The organism is Streptomyces sp. NPDC046335 (assembly GCF_055587985.1).
Window position 1 is genome coordinate 288,660 of record NZ_JBVJFF010000010.1, and the last position, 15,512, is coordinate 304,171.

The 15,512-nt window shown below is 73.5% G+C and carries 15 protein-coding genes; 8 read left to right on the forward strand and 7 right to left on the reverse strand.

All coding sequences use genetic code 11. The annotated features are described in order from the left end of the window. Positions 1-114: 114 nt before the first annotated feature. The gene (gene trxA, locus ACZ6JY_RS25540) at positions 115-501 is read left to right on the forward strand and encodes a thioredoxin (protein ID WP_469199202.1); all 387 of its coding nucleotides are present in this window, start codon (positions 115-117) and stop codon (positions 499-501) included. A gap of 31 nt (positions 502-532) precedes the next feature. On the opposite strand, the gene ACZ6JY_RS25545 is transcribed toward trxA, so the two are convergent. Further along, a complete protein-coding gene (locus ACZ6JY_RS25545; protein WP_469199205.1) occupies positions 533-1,567 on the reverse strand; it encodes a LacI family DNA-binding transcriptional regulator in 1,035 nt (344 codons plus the stop codon). Between the two features lie 155 nt (positions 1,568-1,722). Here ACZ6JY_RS25545 and ACZ6JY_RS25550 point away from each other — a divergent pair, with 155 nt between their 5' ends. Further along, complete coding sequence (locus ACZ6JY_RS25550) at positions 1,723-3,153, forward strand: amidase (protein WP_469199207.1); 1,431 nt, start codon at positions 1,723-1,725, stop codon at positions 3,151-3,153. Here ACZ6JY_RS25550 and ACZ6JY_RS25555 read toward each other — a convergent pair whose 3' ends face one another. Further along, positions 3,154-4,008, reverse strand: a complete 855-nt coding sequence (locus tag ACZ6JY_RS25555) for a TIGR02452 family protein (protein WP_469199209.1) — start codon at positions 4,006-4,008, stop codon at positions 3,154-3,156. Positions 4,009-4,169: 161 nt separating this feature from the next. Here ACZ6JY_RS25555 and egtA point away from each other — a divergent pair, with 161 nt between their 5' ends. The 4 genes from egtA to egtD are packed head-to-tail and all read left to right on the forward strand — an operon-like array spanning position 4,170 to position 8,552. Then, the gene (gene egtA / locus ACZ6JY_RS25560) at positions 4,170-5,498 is read left to right on the forward strand and encodes an ergothioneine biosynthesis glutamate--cysteine ligase EgtA (protein ID WP_469199211.1); all 1,329 of its coding nucleotides are present in this window, start codon (positions 4,170-4,172) and stop codon (positions 5,496-5,498) included. Further along, positions 5,495-6,838, forward strand: a complete 1,344-nt coding sequence (egtB, locus tag ACZ6JY_RS25565) for an ergothioneine biosynthesis protein EgtB (RefSeq protein ID WP_469199213.1) — start codon at positions 5,495-5,497, stop codon at positions 6,836-6,838. Before egtA ends, egtB begins: the two co-directional genes overlap by 4 nt. Next, entirely contained in the window at positions 6,838-7,593 is a 756-nt protein-coding gene (gene egtC, locus ACZ6JY_RS25570; RefSeq protein ID WP_469199215.1) for an ergothioneine biosynthesis protein EgtC, read from the forward strand. The genes egtB and egtC overlap by 1 nt, the downstream gene beginning before the upstream one ends. Next, positions 7,590-8,552, forward strand: a complete 963-nt coding sequence (gene egtD / locus ACZ6JY_RS25575; RefSeq protein WP_469199217.1) for an L-histidine N(alpha)-methyltransferase — start codon at positions 7,590-7,592, stop codon at positions 8,550-8,552. Before egtC ends, egtD begins: the two co-directional genes overlap by 4 nt. A gap of 45 nt (positions 8,553-8,597) precedes the next feature. Here egtD and ACZ6JY_RS25580 read toward each other — a convergent pair whose 3' ends face one another. Next, positions 8,598-9,848: an extracellular solute-binding protein gene (locus tag ACZ6JY_RS25580; RefSeq protein WP_469199425.1), complete on the reverse strand. Its 1,251-nt coding sequence runs from the start codon at positions 9,846-9,848 to the stop codon at positions 8,598-8,600. Positions 9,849-10,075: 227 nt separating this feature from the next. Between ACZ6JY_RS25580 and ACZ6JY_RS25585 the strand changes: the two genes are divergently transcribed. After that, entirely contained in the window at positions 10,076-10,297 is a 222-nt protein-coding gene (locus tag ACZ6JY_RS25585; protein ID WP_469199219.1) for a dodecin, read from the forward strand. 54 nt (positions 10,298-10,351) lie between these two features. After that, the gene (locus tag ACZ6JY_RS25590) at positions 10,352-11,359 is read left to right on the forward strand and encodes an MsnO8 family LLM class oxidoreductase (protein ID WP_469199221.1); all 1,008 of its coding nucleotides are present in this window, start codon (positions 10,352-10,354) and stop codon (positions 11,357-11,359) included. A 131-nt stretch (positions 11,360-11,490) separates the two neighbouring features. Here ACZ6JY_RS25590 and ACZ6JY_RS25595 read toward each other — a convergent pair whose 3' ends face one another. Genes ACZ6JY_RS25595 through ACZ6JY_RS25610 form a run of 4 tightly spaced genes read right to left on the reverse strand, consistent with a single transcriptional unit; the run spans position 11,491 to position 15,438 of the window. Further along, positions 11,491-12,732, reverse strand: coding sequence for an ABC transporter permease (locus tag ACZ6JY_RS25595; protein ID WP_469199427.1), 1,242 nt, complete (start codon positions 12,730-12,732; stop codon positions 11,491-11,493). A gap of 5 nt (positions 12,733-12,737) precedes the next feature. Further along, positions 12,738-13,484, reverse strand: a complete 747-nt coding sequence (locus ACZ6JY_RS25600; protein ID WP_469199223.1) for an ABC transporter ATP-binding protein — start codon at positions 13,482-13,484, stop codon at positions 12,738-12,740. Next, a complete protein-coding gene (locus ACZ6JY_RS25605; protein ID WP_469199225.1) occupies positions 13,481-14,881 on the reverse strand; it encodes a peptidoglycan-binding protein in 1,401 nt (466 codons plus the stop codon). Before ACZ6JY_RS25605 ends, ACZ6JY_RS25600 begins: the two co-directional genes overlap by 4 nt. Continuing rightward, complete coding sequence (locus tag ACZ6JY_RS25610; RefSeq protein ID WP_469199227.1) at positions 14,878-15,438, reverse strand: hypothetical protein; 561 nt, start codon at positions 15,436-15,438, stop codon at positions 14,878-14,880. Before ACZ6JY_RS25610 ends, ACZ6JY_RS25605 begins: the two co-directional genes overlap by 4 nt. Positions 15,439-15,512: the final 74 nt, after the last annotated feature.

Sequence of the window (15,512 nt, forward strand, 5' to 3'; positions counted from 1 at the left end):
CGGACATGCCGGTGCGTGCGCGGTTCGCCGCGCGCGCATGACGGGCGGAATACGTTCGCACCATCGGCCGTTACCGAAAGCGGTCATGCCTCACACAGGAAGCAGGGACACACCATGAGCACGACGATGGAGCTCACCAAGGAGAACTTCGACCAGACGGTCACGGACAACGGATTCGTCCTGATCGACTTCTGGGCCGAGTGGTGCGGCCCCTGCAAGCAGTTCGCCCCCGTCTACGAGAAGGCGGCCGAGGCCAACCCGGACCTCGTCTTCGCCAAGGTGGACACGGAGGCGCAGCCCGAGCTGGCCGCGGCGTTCAACATCCAGTCCATCCCGACGCTGATGATCGTGCGCGACCAGGTGGCGGTGTTCGCCCAGCCGGGCGCGCTGCCCGAGTCGGCGCTCACGGATGTCATCGGCCAGGCGAGGAACCTGGACATGGACGAGGTCCGCAAGCAGGTCGCCGAGGAGCAGTCCAAGCAGGCGGAACAGGGTCAGTAGGGCGCACCACGGGGAGCCGCGGACCGGCGGTTCAGCTGGACTCGCGGTGCACGACGTCCGCCCCGAGCACGTCGTGCACCTCGGGTTCGGTCCCCGGGTCGCGGACCACGCGGTCGACGAGTTCGGCGAGGCCGCTCCCCGAGGGCAGCTCGACGCGGACGGTGCTGAGCCGCGGCCGCAGCAGCCTGCCGAGCATGAGGTCGTCGGAGCCGATGACGGCCGTCTCGTCGGGCACCGCGATGCCTTCGTCCTGAAGCGCCCGCAGCAGCAGCATCGCGTACTCGTCGTTGTACGCGAAGACGCCGTCGATGCCCAGTGAGCGCCAGCGCGCCGCGAGCCGCGCGGCGGACGCCTCGTCGTAGGCGAGGGGCACCTCCGTGATGGACGCGCCGGTGATGCGCGCGGCGCGGAGCGCCTTGCGGAGTCCCTCGACCCGGGGCTCCGAGAAGATCTCCAGGCCTTGTTCCTCGGGGACGATCGCGCCGATCCGGCGCCTTCCGCGGGCCAGCAGGTGCAGGGCCGCGGCCTCCCCCACCCGGCGGCCGTCCATGAGGAGCGCGTGGGCGCCCTCGACGCGCTGCGGGCCGAGGGTGAAGACGGCCTTGGCGCCGGACCGCTTCAGGACGGTCACGCCCTGCGGTCCCAGCGCGGAGGCGTCGGGCGCGAGGACCGCGACGGGCCGCAGCTCGGCCCAGGCGCGGGCCGCGGCCTCGCCGGTCATGCCGAGGCTCGCGTACTGCACGACGGTGTAGTCGAGGCGGCTGAGCGCCCACTGCAGTTCGTTGAAGAACCGGCTGAAGAGCGGGCCCAGCGGGATCTCCGACGTGGGCATGAGGACCATGCGGCTGTGCCCGGCGCGCAGGCTGCGGGCGGCGGCGTGCGGGACGTAGCCCAGTTCCTTGGCGGCGGCGTGGACGCGGCGGCGCGTGGGCTCGCTTATCCGCACGGCGCTGGTGTTGTTGAGGACGTAACTGACGGTCGCGCGGGAGACCCCTGCCAGACGTGCGACGTCGGCGCTGGTCGGCACGGAGCCCTGCGCGGTCTCCTTGTTCGGTATCTGCACCATGACACCGGCATCTTCGCAGATCCCCGCAAGGGCCCTTTTGGTGGGCAAGCCATGTACTTTCCGGCAGCCTCGCGCGAACTTCCCCGGCCCCGTTCCCCGTTGGGCTACCGGCCGGTTAACGTGCGGGCACCCGTCCCGACCGGAGGTGTCCCCACATGACCGCCGACCGTGCCGAAGGGCTCGCGCACTCCGCCCGCGCGCTGGCCGCGGGAGAGGTGTCCTCGCGGGAGCTGACCGAGCGGGCCCTGGCCAGGATCGAGGCGGCGCAGCCCACGCTCAACGCCTTCAAGCGGGTACGGAAGGACGCCGCGCTCGCCGAGGCGGACGCCGCCGACCGGCAGCTCGCGGCGGGCGGACCCTTCGAAGGGCGGCCGCTGCTCGGTGTGCCGCTGGCCGTGAAGGACGACATGGACGTGGCGGGCGAGCCGACCGCGTTCGGCTGCCGGGGCGAGTTCCCGCCCAAGAGCGAGGACTGCGAGGCCGTGCGCAGGCTGCGGGCGGCCGGTGCGGTCGTCGTCGGCAAGACCAACACCTGCGAGCTGGGCCAGTGGCCGTTCACCGAGGGCCCCGGCTTCGGCGACACCCGCAACCCGTGGAACACCGCCCACACGCCCGGCGGTTCGTCGGGCGGCTCGGCGGCGGCGGTCGCCGCGGGCCTGGTCCCGGCCGCCCTCGGCTCGGACGGGGCGGGCTCGGTGCGCATCCCCGCGGCCTGGACCCATCTGGTGGGGATCAAGCCGCAGCGCGGCCGGATCTCGACGTGGCCGTGGCCCGAGGCGTTCCACGGGATCACCGTCAACGGCCCGCTCGCCAGGACCGTCGCGGACGCCGCGCTGCTGCTCGACGCGGCGAGCGGCAGCCACCGGGGCGATCTGCACCGGCCGCCGGCGGTGCGCGCGGCCGAGGCGGCGACGCGGGAGCCGGGGCGGCTGCGGATCGCGCTCTCGCTGCGCATGCCGTTCACCGGGACGCCCAAGCGGCTGCACCCCGCGGTGCGGCAGCGGGTCGTGGCGCTCGCGGACCGCCTCGCCGCGCTCGGGCACGACGTGGCGGAGGCCGACCCCGCCTACGGCCTGATCGGCCCGGCCTTCGTGCCGCGCGCCACCGCGGGCATCGCCGAGTGGGCGCGGCACGTGCCCGACGCCGCGCTCCTTGACCGGCGCACGCGCGAAGCGGCGCGGACGGGGCGGCTGCTCGGCGGCGCCCCGCTGCGGCTCGCCCGCCGCTTCGAGGCCGCGCTGCACCGCAGGGTGGGCGCCGTCTTCACCGCGTACGACGTGGTGCTCACGCCGACCACGGCCACCCCGCCGCCCCGCGTCGGCGCCCTGGCCGCCCTGAGCGGCTGGCGCACCGACCAGGCGATGATCGCCGCCTGCCCCTACGCCTGGCCGTGGAACGTCCTCGGCTGGCCGGGCGTCAACGTCCCCGCCGGGCATGTGCGGGGCGGCCTCCCGGTCGGCGCGCAGTTGCTCGGCCCCGCGGGCAGCGAGCCGCTCCTGATCTCCCTCGCCGCCCAGTTGGAGGCGGACCAGCGGTGGTACGAGCGGTGGCCCGAGCCGGTCCCCGGCCCCGCGCCCGCCGGATGATCAACGCCCGGCCCCGCCGGCCTCCGCCGCGAACGCCGTCTCGAACGCCGTCTCGAAGGCCGCGCGGGTCACCGCGCCCTTCGTGCGGTCGAGCACCCCGAACACGACGTGGCCGAACTGCCCGGCGAACCTGCCGCCTTCGCCGAGCAGCGCCCGGAAGGCGCCCGCGACCCGCGCGGGGTCGTTCATGAAGACGCCGCAGCCCCACGCGCCGAGCACCAGGCGGTCGTAGCCGCACGCGAGCGCCGTCTCCAGGACGCGCTCGGCGCGCACGGCCACCGCGCGCGGAACACCGGCCGCCCGCTCCGGGGCCGCGCGGCGGATCACCCCCGCGTTGGGCGCCGCCGCGGTGAGGAAGCCGACGGTGTACGCGGACTCCAGGAGCCGCCCGCGGTCGTCGCGGAAGACCGGGACGCCCGGCGAGTGGATCACGCGGTCGCTGTAGAACGGGTCGCGGTCGGCGCGGTGGTGGTCGTAGAAGGCGCGGACCTCCTTGACGCAGGTGTAGAGCGCGGAGGCGCGGCACAGCGCCTCCTCCTGCGCCTGCGCGCCGTTCAGATAGCCGCCGCCGGGATTGCGCGCGGACGAGAAGTTGAGCACCGCCACCGGTGACTCCGCGCCCTCCGTGAGCCTGCGCGCCGCCTCCAGGCTGCTCTCGCCGGTCACCTCCAGACGCGTCGGCACGGGCTCGCGCGGCACCACCGCGACCGGCTCGGGCCCGTACATCCGCGTGCCTGCGCGAGCGGCGGCCACCTCGTCGGCGATGGACACTTTCCGGCCACCGGGCGCGGCGTACCCGCCCGCCGCGATGATCTGCTCGGTCTCGTGCGCCTGGCCGCGCAGTCTGGTGCTCAACCGCGTGCCCCCGTGTCTTCCATGAACGCATGGTGAGCCGTGCGCGTCGGGCGGCGCAACAGAAATTCCCGGTGCCGAAACGGCCTGAGGGGCACTCTTGTGCACAACGCCCGAAGGGTTTTGGGTATACCGAGCACTCGCGCGAACGGAAGGATCTCCGCATGCCTGAGGGAGACTGTACGAAGCACCGTCCGCCGCCTCGCACCGAGGCGCCGGACGCGGTGACGGAGGCCGAGGTGGAGGCGTTGATCCGCGGCATCTGCTTCAAGACCGGCCCACCCCGTACCGTCGGTGTCGAACTGGAATGGCTCGTTCATGAACCGGGGCAGCCCCATCTGCCCGTCCCTTCCGCCCGCCTCGAAGCGGCCTTGACCGCACTGCGGGCCCTGCCTCTGAACGCCCCCCTCACCGTCGAACCCGGCGGCCAGCTGGAGCTCAGCTCGCTGCCCGCCGCCTCACTGACCGAGTGCGTGACGGCCATGCGGGCCGATCTCGAAGCCGTCCGGCGCACCCTGCACTCCCATCGCCTCACCCTCAGCGGATTCGGCGCCGACCCGTGGCGGCCCCCGGCCCGCGTGCTGCGCGAACCCCGCTACGACGCGCTGGAGGCCTCCCTCGACCGCGGCGGCCCCGCCGGGCGCCGCATGATGTGCTCCACGGCCTCCGTGCAGATCTGCCTGGACGCGGGGCACGAGGAGCCGGGCCCGCTGGGGTACGCGCGCCGCTGGCGTCTCGCGCATCTGCTCGGGCCCGTCCTGGTCGCCTCGTTCGCCAACTCGCCGCTGTCGGAGGGCCGTCCCACCGGCTGGCGGTCCACGCGGCAGGCCGTGTGGGCGGGCATCGTGCCCGGCAGGTCCGGCGCCCCGCCGCTGGAGGGGGAGCCGCGCGAGAACTGGACCCGGCACGTCCTCGACGCGCCGGTCATGTGCGTCAGGACCCCGGAGGGCGAAGGACCGTGGAGCGTCCCCGACGAGCTCTCCTTCCGCTCCTGGGTCCGTTCCGCCGACCCCAGACCCCCGACCCGTGACGATCTCGACTACCACCTGACCACGCTGTTCCCGCCGGTCAGGCCGCGCGGCCACCTGGAGCTGCGCATGGTCGACGCCCAGCCCGGCGAGGACGGCTGGATCGTGCCGCTCGCCGTGACGAGCGCGCTCTTCGACGACCCGGAGGCCGCCGAGACCGCCTACCGGGCCGTCAAGCCGCTGGCCGAGCGGGACGGACCGCCGGGTTCGGCCACCGGGCCGCACAGCTCGCTCTGGCTGGACGCCGCGCGCCACGGCCCGGCCGACGCCGAGCTGCGCGAGGCCGCCGTCGTCTGCTTCGCCGCCGCGGGCGACGCGCTGGCCCGGACGGGCGCCGACACGTCCGTGCGGGACGCCGTCGCGACGTACGCCGAGGAGTACGTCGCCCGGGGCCGCTGCCCGGCCGACGACCTGCTCGACGCCTCTCGACCGCACGACACCACGGGGAAGGACGCACACCGATGACCGGCGCAGGCACCGAACCGGAAGTCCTCAGGGAACGCGCGCTCGCCGCCCTGCTGTCCGCGCGGCAGCGCACCACCGTCCTGACCGGCTGCGTCGAGGACGGCGAGCTGACCGCACAGCACTCGCCGCTGATGTCACCGCTCGTCTGGGACCTGGCGCACATAGGCAACCAGGAAGAGCAGTGGCTGCTGCGCGCGGTCGCGGGCCGCGACGCCATGCGGCCCGAGATCGACTCGCTGTACGACGCCTTCGAGCATCCCCGTGCGCAGCGGCCGAACCTGCCGCTGCTCGCCCCCGCCGAGGCCCGCGGCTACGCGGCCGAGGTGCGCGGGCGCGTCCTGGACGTGCTGGAGAGGACGCCGTTCCACGGCACCGCGCTCACCGAGGCGGGCTTCGCCTTCGGGATGATCGCGCAGCACGAGCAGCAGCACGACGAGACGATGCTCATCACCCACCAGCTCCGCTCGGGCCCCACCGCGCTCGCCGCCCCGGACCCGCTGCCCGGCCCGCCCTTCACCGGGCCCGCCGAGGTCCTCGTCCCCGGCGGCCCGTTCACGATGGGCACCTCCACCGAGCCATGGGCCCTGGACAACGAACGCCCCGCGCACCGCCGCCTGGTGCCGCCGTTCTTCATCGACACCACGCCGGTGACGAACGCCGCGTACCAGCGTTTCATCGCCGACGGCGGCTACGACGAGATGCGCTGGTGGACGCCCGAGGGCTGGGCGACGGTCCGGAAGAACAAGCTGCGCGCGCCGCTCTTCTGGCGCCGGGAGGGCGGCCAGTGGCTGCGGCGCCGCTTCGGGGCCGTCGAGCCGGTGCCCGCCGACGAGCCCGTCCTGCACGTGAGCTGGTACGAGGCGGACGCCTACGCGCGCTGGGCGGGCCGGCGCCTGCCCACCGAGGAGGAGTGGGAAAAGGCCGCCCGGCACGACCCGGCGACGGATCGCTCCCTGCGCTACCCCTGGGGCGACGAGGACCCCACCCCCGAGCGGGCCAACCTGGGCCAGCGGCACCTGCGCCCCGCCCCCGCGGGAAGCTACCCCGCGGGCGAGTCACCGCTGGGCGTACGGCAGCTCATCGGCGACGTGTGGGAGTGGACGTCCAGCGGCTTCCTGCCCTACCCGGGGTTCACCGCCTTCCCCTACAGGGAGTACTCCGACGTGTTCTTCGGCGGTGACTACAAGGTGCTGCGCGGGGGCGCGTTCTCCGTGGACGCGGTGGCCTGCCGGGGCACCTTCCGCAACTGGGACCATCCGGTGCGGCGGCAGATCTTCTCCGGGTTCCGCACGGCACGGGACCCAAGCCCCTCGGAGGCCGCGGCCACGGGGAGCCGCTGATGTGCCGTCACCTCGCTTTCCTCGGCCCGTCACAGCCGCTGGGAAGCCTCATCGTCGCGCCCCCGCACGGCCTGTACCGCCAGTCGTGGGCGCCCCGGCGCCAGTGCCACGGCACCGTCAACGCCGACGGCTTCGGGGTCGGCTGGTACGCGCTCGGCGACCCCGAACCCGCCCGCTACCGGCGCGCGGGGCCGATCTGGGCCGACGGCTCCTTCGCCGACCTCGCCCGGGTCGTGCGCACCGAGGCACTCCTCGCCGCGGTGCGGGACGCCACCGAGGCGGGCGCGGACGGCGAGGCCGCGGCGGCTCCCTTCGCGGCCGGGCGCTGGCTGTTCAGCCACAACGGCGCGGTGACGGGCTGGCCCGGATCTCTCGCCGCGCCGGCGCGGGGCCTTCCGCCCGCCGAGTTGCTCGCGATGGAGGCGCGCTGCGACTCCGCGCTGGTGTGGGCGCTCGTCCTGCACCGGCTGCGGCGCGGCGACGAGGAGGCGCAGGCGCTCGCCGACACCGTCCTGGAGGTCGCAGCGGCGGCCCCCGGCTCGCGCCTGAACCTCCTGCTGACCAACGGCGACACGATCGCCGCGACCGCCTGGGGCGACACCCTCTGGTACCTCGCGGAACCCGGCCGCCGCACCGTCGTCGCCTCCGAGCCCTACGACGACGACCCCCACTGGCGCGAGGTGCCGGACCGCACCCTGCTCGCCGCGAGCCGCACCGACGTACTGCTGACACCGCTCAAGGAGCCTTCCGCGTGAGCCCGTTCCTGCTGACCCGCACCCTGCCCGAGGACGCCACCGGAGCCGCTCTGCGCGCCGATGTCCTGCACGGCCTGAGCCGCACGCCCAAGACACTGCCGCCCAAGTGGTTCTACGACGCGCGCGGCAGCGTCCTCTTCGAGGAGATCACCACCCTGCCCGAGTACTACCCGACGCGCGCCGAGCGCGAGATCCTGGTCACCAGGGCCGCCGAGATCGCGCGGATATCCGGTGCCCGCACGCTGGTCGAGCTGGGGTCGGGCTCCTCCGAGAAGACCCGCCATCTGATCGACGCCATGGAGTCACTGCACACCTACGTCCCCGTGGACGTCAGCGAGAGCGCGCTGACCGGCGCCGCGAACGCCCTGATCGCCCAGCGGCCCTCGCTCGCCGTGCACGCCCTGATCGCCGACTTCACCCGCGGCCTCGCGCTGCCGGGCACCCCGGGGCCCCGTCTGGTGGCGTTCCTCGGCGGCACGATCGGCAACCTGCTGCCCCCGGAACGGGCCGCGTTCCTCGCCTCCGTACGCGATCTCCTCTCCCCCGGCGACGCGCTGCTCCTCGGCACGGACCTGGTCAAGGACCCCTCGGTGCTCGTCTCGGCGTACGACGACCGCTCGGGCGTGACGGCCTCGTTCAACAAGAACGTCCTGGCGGTCATGGACCGCGAGCTCGGCGCCGACTTCGACCCCGCGGCCTTCGAGCACGTCGCCGTCTGGGACGAGGAGAACGAGTGGATCGAGATGCGGCTGCGCTCCACCGTCGACCAGACGGTGAAGATCGCCGCGCTGGAGCTCGCCGTCGACTTCGCCGAGGGCGAGGAGATGCGCACGGAGATCTCGGCGAAGTTCCGGCAGGAGGGTGTGCGCACCGAACTGGCCGCCGCCGGTCTCCACCTGGACCACTGGTGGACCGACGAGAGGGGCCGCTTCGCCCTGTCGCTGAGCACGGCCGCGTAGAGCCGTACGGGTTCCGGCCCCGCCCCCCGGCGGGGCCGGAAGCCCTCACATGCCGCCGAGTTCCTCGGTGATGCGGTCCGAGGCCTTGCGGGCCTCGGTCGCCGGGTCACCGCCCGTGAGGACCGCGGTCATGTAGCCCTTGATGGGGTTGTCGGCCTCGACGGCCGCCCAGCGGGGCGAGTTGGGGGTCGCCCGGCCGTTCGCCGCGCCGACGGCCATGGCCGCAGCGCCCTCCTCGCCCGAGACGACCGGGGCCAGCTTCGCCTTGTTCGGGACGTAGTTCATGGTCCTCGCCAGCTCGGTCTGCCACTTCTTGCCCGCCAGCGCCTCGATCACCTCGACCGCGCCCTTGTGGTCGTCGCTGCGCTCGGGCACCACGAAGTCGGAGCCGCCGGTGAACACCGCGCCGGGCTCGCCCGCCTTCTTGCCCGGGACCGGGAAGTAGCCGAGCTTTCCCTTGAGGTCGGGGTTCTTCTCCTCGATGGCCCGTGCCGCGCCCGGCACCGCGATGATCTGGGCGACGTCGCCCTTCGCGAAGACCCCGGTCTGCGCCGGGTGCTCCTCGTCGGCGTCGCGCGGGCCCCTGCCGAGCGCCTGGAGGCGCTGGTAGAAGTCCATGCCGCGCAGGGCCGCCGCCGAGTGCAGGCCGCCGCGCCAGTTGCCGGAGGACTCCTTGGTCTCCGCGGCGAGTTCGCCGCCCTCGTCCCAGATGAACCCGGCCAGTGTGTACCAGTCCTGGCCCGCCAGGTAGATGCCCTGGTCGCCGCCGGAGTTCAGCTTCTGGGTGGCCGCGAGCCACTCGGCGCGGGTGCGGGGCGGGCGGGTGATGCCGGCCTTCTCGAAGAGGTCCTTGTTGTAGATCACCACGCGGTTGGCGGCGTACCAGGGGATGCCGTACTGGGCGCCGTCGTAGCGGCCCGGTTCGGCGAGGCCGGGCAGCCAGTCGTCCATGCCGAGGTCGCGCGCGGACTCCAGTGTGAGGTCGTACAGGCCGCCCTCGTCGACGTACTGCGCCACCTGGGTGTTGCCGACCTCGATGACCTCGGGCCCGTCGCCGTCCTCGGCCTTGAGCACCTTCTTGACCTTGCCGGTGATGCCGTTCCACGCCTGGACGCGGATGTCCAGGTCGATGTCGTCGTGCTCCTTCTCGAAGTCCTCGGTGAAGCGCTCGACGAACTTCGGTGACGCACTGCCCTTCATCAGCCAGACGGTGACCGTCCTGCGCTCACCTCCCCCGGGCAGCAGGCCGCAGCCGGCCAGCAGGACAGTGGAGGAGAGAACGAGCGCCAAGGGCATGGCGGCACGGCGGTGCGGCTTCACGTGGGTCACTTTCTGCCTGCGGACAGGGCAAGATCAGCCCGACGTGGGGGGTGAGCGGATGGCTCGAACGGGTACGGCTGAATCTTGGTATGTACCAATGAGTCGGTCAAGGGGTGTTCGTCATCTCGCGGATACGGACCGGCTGGGGCACGGTGGAATGACGCACGCCCTGACGTCATTCCACGGCCGGGAGGAACCCCCTCATGTCGGACCACACCTACCGCGTCACCGAGATCTACGGCACCTCGCACGAAGGCGTCGACCAGGCGATCCGCAACGGCATCGCGCGCGCCTCGCAGACCCTGCGCGGCCTGGACTGGTTCGAGGTCACCCAGGTCCGCGGCCACATCGAGGACGGCCAGATCCAGCACTACCAGGTGGGCCTCAAGGTCGGCTTCCGCCTGGAGGACGGGGACAGCGCGTAGCCCGGGGCGAGGCCACCGCGGGAATGTTGCCGGGCGCCGGGCGTTGACCCCTGTGTGAGCTCAGTGATCGCCGCGACCCGGTTCTCCGTCCTTGACCGCTCCCGTACCCGCGAGGGGCACGAGGGCCCCGAAGCGCTGCGCGACACCGTGCGCCTGGCGCGAGACCTGGAGAGCCTCGGCTACCACAGGTTCTGGGTCAGCGAGCACCACGGCGTGCCCGGGGTCGCGGGCTCCGCGCCCACGGTCCTCGCGGCGGCCGTCGCCGCGGCCACCCGCACCATCCGGGTCGGCACGGGCGGCGTGATGCTGCCGAACCACCAGCCGCTGGTCGTGGCCGAGCAGTTCGGCGTCCTTGAGTCGCTCTTCCCCGGCCGGATCGACATGGGGCTCGGCCGTTCCGTGGGCTTCACGGACGGGGTGCGCAAGGCCCTCGGGCGCGACCGGCACGACGCCGACGACTTCGCCGCGCACCTGACCGAGCTGCTGGCCTGGTTCCGCGGGACGTCGGGCACCGGCGTGCGGGCCCGCCCGGCCGAGGGGCTCACCGTCCCGCCGTTCGTCCTCGCCGTGGGTGAGGGCGCGACGATCGCCGCCGAGGCCGGGCTTCCGCTGGTCATCGGCGACATCAGGGGCCGCGAGAAGATGCTGCTCGGCATCGACACCTACCGCCGGGCGTTCCGTCCTTCGCCCTGGCGGGCGGAGCCGTACGTCGTCGTCGCGGGCACCGTCGCCGTCGCGGCGAGCGAGGACGCGGCGCGCCGGCTGCTCATGCCGGAGGCCTGGTCGATGGCGTACTCGCGTACGCACGGCACGTTCCCGCCGCTCCCGACCGCCGAGCGCGTGGAGTCGCTGACGATGACGGACAAGGAGCGCGGCTTCTACGAGGCGGGGCTGCGCGGCCACGTGTACGGCACGGAGGAGCAGGTCACCGACGCGCTGGAGGGCGTGATCAAGGAGAGCGGCGCCCAGGAGGTCATGGTGACCACCAGTACGCACGACAGGGACGGTCTCCTGGACTCCTTCCGGCGCCTTGCCCGCCTCGCGGAGCTGCCCGCGGCCTGAGGCCCCCGGGGCCCCGTCCGCGCCGCCCGCCGGGATCGGCCCGGAGCCGGCGCGGACGAGCACGGTGCCCCCGAGGTCCGGGGGAAGATCCACCGGGAGCACCGCGGTCTCGGAGCCTGTGTCTCAGGCTCTCAGGTGGTGGCCAGCGCCTCGGTCGGCGGCAGCCGGGCCGCGCGCACGGCCGGGTAGAAGCCGGCGAGGCCGCCGATCACCAGCGTGGCGCCGACACCGCCCGCCATGGCCCACACCGGCACCACCGACGGCCAGCCCTGGTAGGAGGCATAGCCCCCGGTGACAGCGATGCCGAGCAGGACGCCGCCGAGGCCGCCGAGGGCGGAGAGCAGCAGCGCCTCCGCGAGGAACTGGGTGCGGATCTGGCCGCGGGTGGCCCCGAGCGAGCGGCGCAGGCCGATCTCGGAGCGGCGCTCCAGGACCGAGATGACCATGGTGTTGGCCACCCCGACCCCGCCGACGAGCAGGGCGACGCCGCCGAGTCCGAGGAGCAGCCCGCTGAGGGCGTCGTCGGTGGCCTCCTTGGCGGCGAGCGCGTCGGAGGGCCGTGAGACCTCGGTCTCGCTGGGCGTCTCCGGGTTGGCGGTGGCACCGAGGACGGCCTGGACGTCACCGACGGAACCTTCGTCGGCCCGGGTGTAGATGGCCGTCGGATAGCCGTCGAAGTCCAGTTCCCGCTCGGCTACGGACCAGCCGACCAGCGCGGCGGAGTCCAGGGAAGGGACGAGTTCGTTGGCGGCGAGCAGCCCCACGACGGTGAACCACTGCCCGTCGAGCCACACCCGCACGTCGTCGCCCGCCCGGTGCACGCCGAGCTGCTCGGCGGCCTTGGGTCCAAGGACGACGGCCGGATAGCGGCTGTTGGCGGAGTTCAGCCAGCGCCCGTCGACGATCTCGGCGCCGACCGACTTCGGCAGGTCGGTGCGGGCGGCGGTGACGGTCAGGCCGCCGGTCTCCTGCTTCGGCGTGCGGTCGTTGCGGTAGACCTTCGCGTCCGTCCTGCCGACGGCGGAGACCGACTCGACGTGGTCGATGTTGCCGATCATGGACACGGCCTCGACGGGCAGATGGGCGTCGCTCCCGCTGAAGGACGTGCCCGGCGTCACGGTCAGGAGGTTGGTGCCGAGCGCCGCCAGGCGGCGGTCGAGGTTCTCCGTGGACGAGCTGGAGATGCCGACCACGCCGACCATGGCGGCGATGCCGATGGCGATGCCGAGCGCCGAGAGGAACACCCTCATCGGGCGCGAGCGCAGCCCCGAGCCGCCGACCCGCAGGACGTCGGCGGGGTTCATCCGGGCGGGCCGCGGCGGGCGCGGCGGGCCGGGACCCGTCGCGGGATCCAGCTCCTTGGTCGCGTTCATCGTGCTCATCGCAGGGCCCCCTCCGGGACGAGGGCCGTGGAGGGTCCCCCGTCGGCGTCGCCGGAGTCGTGTTCGATCCGGCCGTCCTTCAGCCGCACTTCCCGGGGCAGGTTCGCGGCGATGTCCCGGTCGTGCGTGATGACCACCACCGTCGTGCCCGCCTCGTGCAGTTCGTGGAGCAGCTCGATCACGACCGCCCCCGAACGCGAGTCCAGCGCGCCCGTCGGCTCGTCGGCGAGCAGCAGCGGCGGGTCGCCGAGCACCGCGCGGGCGATGGCCACCCGCTGCTTCTCGCCGCCGGAGAGCTGGTGCGGCTCGTGGTGGAGGCGGTGCCCGAGGCCGACCCGGCGCAGCGCCCGTTCGGCCAGGTGCCGCCGCTCACCGCGCGAGCGCCCGCTGTACAGCAGCCCGTCGGCCACGCTGTCCAGCGCCGGTACGCCGAAGGCCAGGTGGAACTGCTGGAAGACGAAGCCGATGGTGCCGGCCCGCAGCGCGGACAGCTCGCGGTCGCTGAGCGCGGACACGTCGTGCCCGTCGATGTGGACGCTGCCCGCCGATGGGCGGTCCAGGGTGCCCATGATGTTGAGCATCGTGGACTTGCCGGACCCCGAGGGGCCGACGATGGCGAGGAGTTCGCCGCGGCGGATGAGCAGGTCCGCGCCGTGCAGGGCGGCCACGTCTCCGTAGGTCTTGGAGACTTCGGCGAGCTCCACCACGGGTCCCGCGGGGGCGCCGGGGGTCTGCGAGGTCACTTGGGGACCCCCACGACGGTGCCTTCCTTGATGCCGGTGCCCGACACCTCGACCTTGCCGTCGGCGAACATGCCCGTCTTCACCGTGCGGTACTCGGTGCCGTCGGCGGTGACGACCTCCACCGCGTAGCCGCCACCGCGCTTCGCCGTCAGGGCGTTGACGGGGACGACGAGGACGTTCTCGCGTGAGTCGGCCTCCAGGGTGACGTCCACGGCCGCTGCCTGGTAGCGGCCGAGGCCCTTCTGGTCCTTCACCGTCAGCTCGACCGGCAGGGTGGCTTCGTCGCTGCCGCTGTCGGAGCCTCCGCCACCGGAGTCGGCCGCGTCGCCCGCTTCGTCGTCCTGCGGGGTCGACGGCGTCCCGATGTCGGTCACCGCGGCCTCGACCGTGGTGTCGTCCGGGAGCTTGACCGTGGCCTTCGCGCCCTTCTCGACCAGGTCCTCGAACTGCGCGTCCAGGTCGACGGCCACGATCCGCTCGGTGCCCGTCCAGGAGAGCAGGTTCCCGCTCAGGGCGGCGCCCGGGGCGGCCTTCACGTCGGCGACCCGGCGGGCACCGGAGGCGACCACCGCGTCCCGCGGCGTCACCGTGCCGGTCTCCTCGCGGTTCAGGTCGTCCTGCCACTGCCGCACCGCGTCGGCCGTGTCCGCCGTATACGTGTCGTCGGCCGTGAACCCCGTATATCCGAGGGCGCGGAGGTTCTTCTCCAGCATGGTGACGTCGGCGCCCTCCGTGCCGGGCTCCAGGGTGCGGTAGAGCGGGAACGAGCCGTACAGGAGCGGGACTTGCCGCTGGTCGACGCGGTAGACGGGGTCGCCGCGCTTGACGACCTTGCCCTCCTCGGGCAGCCAGGTGATCGTCCCGCCGCTCCCGCCGCCCGAGGTGCCGTCCTGTCCGCTCTGGCCGCTGCCCGAGTCGGCCGCGGCGGCCGGGGCCTGGACGGCCATGGCGTCGCCGTAGCCGAGGCTGCCGTCCACGGTCTCGGAGTCGGTGAGCGTGGTGCGCTGCACCTTCGCCGTCGCCGGCGGCCCCGAGGGCGCGGCGCTCGCGGAGTCCGTGCCGTCTCCGCCGAGCGATCCGGTGGCGGCGACACCCGCCGCCGCGGCGACGGCGATCGCCGCGAGCACCAGGAGGGAGGTGCGCAGGGGCCGTCGTTTGCGGCCGTCGCCGGAGGCCTTGTCATCGGCCCCCTCGCCGCCGTCGCCGCCGTCCGTGGCGCGTTCGGCGACGGCGCCCTCGTCCCGTTCGGCGACGGCGCCCTCGCCTCGTTCGCCGTCGTCCGCCTTGGCGAGGACTCCCGTCGACGTGCTCGCCACACCGCCGGAGGTCCGGCGTTCGAGTGCGCCCGACGCCTCGCCCCGGGCGGCCGGGGTCTCGGTTTCGTCCGGGGTCGTCACTGGGGGCCTCCTCCGCCACCGAACTGGACGCTGCCGCCCGGGTACTTGCTCTGGCACTTCTGCATGGCCTCACGGAACTTCGGGTCACCGGGGTCCACGCCGCTGCCCGCGATGTCGATGGCCATGCTGGAGCCGTTGACCTCCGGGTCGGGGAACTTCGGTACGCCGTTCTGGCGTACGCACTTGGCCCAGGCCGCGACCTTGGCCGAGTCGATGGTGCCGCCGCCACCGCTGCCGCCGCCCGGTCCCTGGCCCTGCGGTGCCAGGTCCTGGCAGGACTTCGACGCGTCCTTGAACGCCTGGGAGTCGGGGTCGACACCGTCGTCCGGGCTGAGCCTGATGCCGCCGCCGTCGGGCTGCGGGTCGGGGAAGTCCTTGACGCCGTTCTTCCGCATGCACTCCGAGTAGGCGAGCGCGCGGTCGGCCGGGGCCGAGCTCTTGCTGGACGACGCGGCGGACGATCCGTCGCCCGAGCAGGCCGTCAGAAGTGTTCCTGTGAGAAGAGCCGATACCGCCAGAAGCGACTGTGCGACGGCTCGCTTGTGTGTGTAGGACATGAGGCCAAGTTCTACGCAGTGGGCGGTCACACCCAGGGCACAGAACGGGGCTCGCGCACAGCGCCCTTACGGGT

What these genes read in the sequence shown, in the direction of transcription:
- ACZ6JY_RS25545 (WP_469199205.1), bottom strand. Translation starts at nt 1,567, where the DNA reads ATGGTGCAGATACCGAACAAGGAGACCGCGCAGGGCTCCGTGCCGACC.
- ACZ6JY_RS25595 (WP_469199427.1), bottom strand. Translation starts at nt 12,732, where the DNA reads ATGAACGCGACCAAGGAGCTGGATCCCGCGACGGGTCCCGGCCCGCCG.
- egtC (WP_469199215.1), top strand. Translation starts at nt 6,838, where the DNA reads ATGTGCCGTCACCTCGCTTTCCTCGGCCCGTCACAGCCGCTGGGAAGC.
- ACZ6JY_RS25580 (WP_469199425.1), bottom strand. Translation starts at nt 9,848, where the DNA reads ATGCCCTTGGCGCTCGTTCTCTCCTCCACTGTCCTGCTGGCCGGCTGC.
- egtB (WP_469199213.1), top strand. Translation starts at nt 5,495, where the DNA reads ATGACCGGCGCAGGCACCGAACCGGAAGTCCTCAGGGAACGCGCGCTC.
- ACZ6JY_RS25610 (WP_469199227.1), bottom strand. Translation starts at nt 15,438, where the DNA reads ATGTCCTACACACACAAGCGAGCCGTCGCACAGTCGCTTCTGGCGGTA.
- trxA (WP_469199202.1), top strand. Translation starts at nt 115, where the DNA reads ATGAGCACGACGATGGAGCTCACCAAGGAGAACTTCGACCAGACGGTC.
- ACZ6JY_RS25550 (WP_469199207.1), top strand. Translation starts at nt 1,723, where the DNA reads ATGACCGCCGACCGTGCCGAAGGGCTCGCGCACTCCGCCCGCGCGCTG.
- ACZ6JY_RS25585 (WP_469199219.1), top strand. Translation starts at nt 10,076, where the DNA reads ATGTCGGACCACACCTACCGCGTCACCGAGATCTACGGCACCTCGCAC.
- egtA (WP_469199211.1), top strand. Translation starts at nt 4,170, where the DNA reads ATGCCTGAGGGAGACTGTACGAAGCACCGTCCGCCGCCTCGCACCGAG.